5 protein-coding genes are annotated in these 4,666 nt (G+C 65.4%); 3 read left to right on the top strand and 2 right to left on the bottom strand.

Annotated elements, in window-relative coordinates:
• Window positions 1-319: NTP transferase domain-containing protein (locus CQ12_RS13590; RefSeq protein ID WP_157088192.1), on the bottom strand; the 319-nt coding region annotated here is incomplete at its 3' end.
• Between the two features lie 283 nt (window positions 320-602).
• Here CQ12_RS13590 and CQ12_RS13585 point away from each other — a divergent pair.
• Entirely contained in the window at window positions 603-1,835 is a 1,233-nt protein-coding gene (locus CQ12_RS13585) for a hypothetical protein (RefSeq protein WP_057835813.1), read from the top strand.
• A 96-nt stretch (window positions 1,836-1,931) separates the two neighbouring features.
• A complete protein-coding gene (locus CQ12_RS13580; RefSeq protein ID WP_057835812.1) occupies window positions 1,932-2,312 on the top strand; it encodes a hypothetical protein in 381 nt (126 codons plus the stop codon).
• Here CQ12_RS13580 and CQ12_RS13575 read toward each other — a convergent pair.
• Window positions 2,272-3,897, bottom strand: coding sequence for a glycoside hydrolase family 17 protein (locus tag CQ12_RS13575; RefSeq protein WP_198164142.1), 1,626 nt, complete (start codon window positions 3,895-3,897; stop codon window positions 2,272-2,274). The genes CQ12_RS13580 and CQ12_RS13575 overlap by 41 nt on opposite strands.
• A 253-nt stretch (window positions 3,898-4,150) precedes the next feature.
• On the opposite strand from CQ12_RS13575, the gene CQ12_RS13570 reads away from it, so the two are divergent.
• The coding region (locus CQ12_RS13570; RefSeq protein WP_057835814.1) for a hypothetical protein at window positions 4,151-4,666 on the top strand (516 nt) is incomplete at its 3' end.

The following is a 4,666-nucleotide window of genomic DNA, read 5'->3' as shown; positions in this document are numbered from 1 at the left end:
CTAACGCCACCAGCAGATCGTCGGCGCCGCGCGCGATCGCCTCGCGGGCGGCCAGCACGGCGTGCGCGGTGCCGAGGCGCTCGGCCTGAACAAAGGTCACTGCGTCCGCGCGGACGCGCTTGACCTCGTCGGCCACCGCCTTGTGGTCCGGCCCGATCACGACCGCGAGCGAAGCGCCGGTGCCATGCGGGGCGGCGTCCAGCACATGCGCCAGCAGCGACTGGCCGGCAACGGGGTGCAGCACCTTGGGCAGCGAGGATCGCATGCGCGTGCCCTCACCGGCCGCAAGCACGACAGTCAGGCTGGATCGAGCGGTCATTCGGGTCCTCAGATTCTGACTAGCAGCCGAACGAAATCGGGCGCTTTCGCCTAGCTCGTCATGCCCGGCCTTGTGCCGGGCATCCACGTCTTTGTTCAAGCAAGAAGACGTGGATGGCCGGGACAAGCCCGGCCATGACGGAAAGTATCAGGCCGTCTTAATTGTTTTCCCCCGGAGATGAAACCGATTCGCCGCCCGAAAACCGCCAGATACAAGTGGGCGGGGCTTTTCCTGTTAGTGTTTGACGGGTGATTCGGCGGGCCTTGAGGAGGGCCGAGGGCGCTTGGCCAAAAAACCAGACCATCTTCCGGACTTCGAGGCCGACGACAGCAGCGGCGTGCTCAGCAACCTGCTGGCCGACGAAGATGAATTCGACCGCCGCGCCCTGTGGCGGATCGCCTCCTGGGGTTTTGGCGCCACGGGCGCGGTGGTTCTGGCCGTGATGGCCAACCAGTCGTCGTTCGGCTTGAGCCGCGAGCAGGTCGCTTCCGCCGACCTGGCCCGGCAGGCACAGCAGATCCAGACGGTCGCCAGGGAGACCCAGAACGAGGCGCGGCGGCTCACCGCCGCGATCGAGACGCTCAATGGCGACCGCGACAGGCTATATGCCCGCGTCACCAGCCTGGAACATGGGCTCGAGTCCGTCACCGGCGCCATCGCCAAGCAGGGTCCTGCTTCCGCGCCACCACCCGTGGCCAATGCGGAACCGCCGGCCAGCCCGCAGCCATCGCCATCCGTCGCGCCGGTCGCCACCGCCCCGGCCGCAGCGCCCGCCGTCGCCGAGCCAGCCCCGCCTCCGGCAAAGGATGCCGCCAAGGCCGAGGCCATCAAGACCGATAGCGCCAAGCCGGAAATGGCAAAGGCTGATATGCTCAAGGTTGAGCCAGCCAAGCCCTCGCCGGCCACGCCGCTGATGGCCACGCAGTCGATGATGGCCCCGCCGGATCCCGCGGCCGGCAGACTGATTGAGCCGGGCAAGGCGCTGAACTCGGTTATCGCGAGCCCGATCCCCGACGTCGTGGCGTCGGCACCACCAGATGCGGACGAAGAGACGGCGCCGAAAGTCTCGCTGCAGCGGACCGAGTTCGGCGTCGATCTCGGCACTGCCAATTCGGTGAATGGCCTGCGCGCGCTGTGGCGCGGGCTGTTGAAGTCGAGATCGAACGCACCGCTGACGGCGCTGCGCCCGATCATCGTCATCAAGGAAAGCACGACCGGCCTCGGCATGCAGCTTCGGCTGGTCGCGGGTCCGCTGAACGATGCCGGCGCCGCCGCGAAGATCTGCGCCGTTCTGACCGAAAACAACCGTCCCTGCGAGACAGCGATCTTTGACGGCCAGCGGCTGTCATTCAAACCCGACGATGAGGCGCCGACCGCTGCCAAGCCGCTCCAGCGCCGGCGCGCCGTCGCCAAGCGGCCGGCGGTCGTCGAGGAAGCGCAGAAGAAGCCGGAACCTCCGCCGCCGGCGACGCAGGCGACATTGTCGAACATCCTCGGCAGGAAGAACACGCAATAGACTTGCGACTACAAAGCGTTATACGAAATCCTTGATCCGCATTCCTGGCCCAGCGGAACGCTTGTCCCCAAAGCCAATCCCGACCATATTGCCGCGATGAAAAAATCCCCGTTCCGGCTTACGCCCTATCAAGTCCAGTTCCTGTTGGTGGTCGGTTTCGTCACCGTCGGCTACGCGCTTTATCTGCGCTACCTCGCGGTCGAGTTCTCGACCGTTGCGCTTGCCTGCGACGCCGGCCTGCAAAGCATGCTGTGCAAGTCGCGGACGCTTGCGACCTATCTGTTCAAGAATTCGGTGTTCGGCATCACCGCGGTGGTGATCGCAACGCTTCACGTGATGCGGCCGTCGATCGTGCTCTTGACCGGCGGGCTGATCGCGGCGGGATTCGGGATCGTGCTCTACAATATCGTGCTGTCGGGACTGGCGATCGGCCTGCTCATTTTGGGATTTGCACGGCCCGCGCCCGCCACAGCGTAAGCGCCAGCAGCAAATAGATCGCGCAGGTCCACATCGACTGCCAGTTCTGGCTGCCCTCGTTGACGCCCATGAACAGCGCGGCCGTGACCAGCAGACCGGCGAATGCGGATTCGGCGATCGGGCGCGCGCCCTCCTTCGGCCGGTTCAGCAGCATCAGCGCCGCGAACGGCACCACCGCCATGGTCAGCGAGGCGAAGGGAAAATCGCGGTAGCGCGGATCGAACGCAAAGCCGAGCGCGGTCCCCGCCGCAATCAGCGTGGTGACGACAAGCACGAAGCCGAGCAACGCCGTCAGCACCGACTTGGTCCGGAAGTCGCGCGGCCCGAGCAGTTCGAGGAAGGTCGGCAGCGGCCGGCCCGACATCGCCGCGTTCGCGCACAGCATCGGCGAGGCGATGGCGGCCGCCAACAGCGCGCCCCATTGCAGCCAGCCGCCGACGCCGTAGCTCTCGTAGAACATCTTGTCGGCGGCGATCCCGAGCAGCATGCCGGCGGTCGTGGCCGATGTCCCGACCACGACCCAGGCGGCCAGGCCAGGTTTCCACGGCCGCCGCCGCAGCGTCAGCCAGCCAGCCATGAACACGAAGAAACTGAGTGCCATCCCGGAGCCCATCTGCAATTTCCAGAACGGAAAATTGCTGATCGGCTCGCCGGGTGGATATTTCAACGCCCGCTGCGCGTCATTGATCATGCCCCAATAGCCGCCGACGGTGCCCTCGAGCTGGCGCTTCCAGGGCTGGTCATAGGCCTCGATCAAATTGACCCGAAACTTTTCGCGCTTGGCGAGATCGAGGATCTCGGACACCACGCGGGCCTGGTTGGTGCGCGAGGGCAGCGCGCCTTCGCGCATCCGCCCCGCACTCGGCCAGCCGGTCTCGCCGATCAGGATTTCCTTGGCAGGAAACGCCACCGCCATGCGCTTGCGGATATCGTCGACGTGACTGGCGGCAAACTTCGCGCGCACAGGGATGTCTTCCCAGTAAGGCAGGATGTGGATCGTGACGAAGTCGACGGCGTCATAGATTTCGCGGTTGCGCAGCCAGAACTCCCAGACGTCGGCATAGGTCACGGGCACGGTGACCCGCGACTTGACCGAGCGGATGTTGGCGGCGAGGTCTGAAGTCGTCATCTCGCCGCGCAGCAGCACCTCGTTGCCGACCACCAGCGCGGTGATGGTAGCAGGATGTTCCTTGGTCAGTTCGATCGCAACCGCAATCTGGGCGAGGTTCTTGGTCCGGTTGCTCGACAGCCAGATCCCCTGGATCACCTTCAGCCCCACCTTGGCGGCCAGCGCCGGGACCTGATCGAGCCCGTTCTCGATCGAATAGGTCCGCACGCAATCGGTGATCTTGGCGAGTTGCGCCAGATCCTGCGCGATCTGTTCGGGAGGGATCTGCGTGGTGGGAATCAGCGGCGTCTGCGCGCCGCGGAACGGAGCGTAGGAAACACATTGCAGCTTTGCGTTCGGATCGATCGGCGCACGCGCAAGGGTAATCGGCGTGGCAAGCCACCACCACAGGGCCGCGATCATAGCGAGCGATGAAAGGAGAAGCGCCAGCGGCGTACGAAGTGAAATCGGTTCCATCCTCCGGGCGGGGCCCGTCGATTACCCGTTCACCGACGTTCTGCCAAGATGGAGTATAACCCTATTGCGCTTCACACCCTGCGGCAGTTTTACCACCCCTGCGATAAAGACGTGACTTTGCTGGACAAAATCTGAAATACCCGTCATGTGAATCGTCTGATATGTCCGCCGCAATGGGGACGAATTTGGGCGGCAACAAGCCGAGACCAACACACCAGCCGCCCTTTGCGGCAGGAAACTGATCGGGGAATGTATGCGTCGACGGGTGCGTGATCCAAGAGTTGCGGTTTTGAGGCGCTTTGCCGCTGCCGGCCTGGCCCTCCTGATCGGATCGGCTGGCGCATTGGCCCAGAGCGGCACCCCGACCCCGCAGGATCAAGGCAAACAGCAGGCCGCCAATCCGGACGCCACCAAGGACAACCAGCGCAAGGCCGACGAATTCGTCGAGGCGTCGCAGGCCATCAACGGCCCGGCCGGCAACCCGGAATGCGTCTGGCTTGGCCGGCGCGTGGTCAGCCTGATGTGGCGCGACGACCTCGACACCGCGTTCCGCCATCTCGACCTGTACGACCGCTTCGGCTGCCCCGGCGGGCATGTCCAGGCCGCCTTCCGCTGCCTGACCCGGTTCGGCGGGCAGATCGACCCCAAGGTCGCCGAAACGCTCTCCAGCCGGATCCATGCCTGCTGGATCAACCCGGGCGCCCAGCCCCAGACCGCCGCCGCCCAAAGCCCGGCGCCGGCAGCCCCCGCGACCGCGGGCAACGCGGCG

This window comes from Bradyrhizobium jicamae, assembly GCF_001440395.1.
Classification (GTDB): domain Bacteria; phylum Pseudomonadota; class Alphaproteobacteria; order Rhizobiales; family Xanthobacteraceae; genus Bradyrhizobium; species Bradyrhizobium jicamae.
This window is presented reverse-complemented; position numbering and strand designations above follow the sequence as displayed.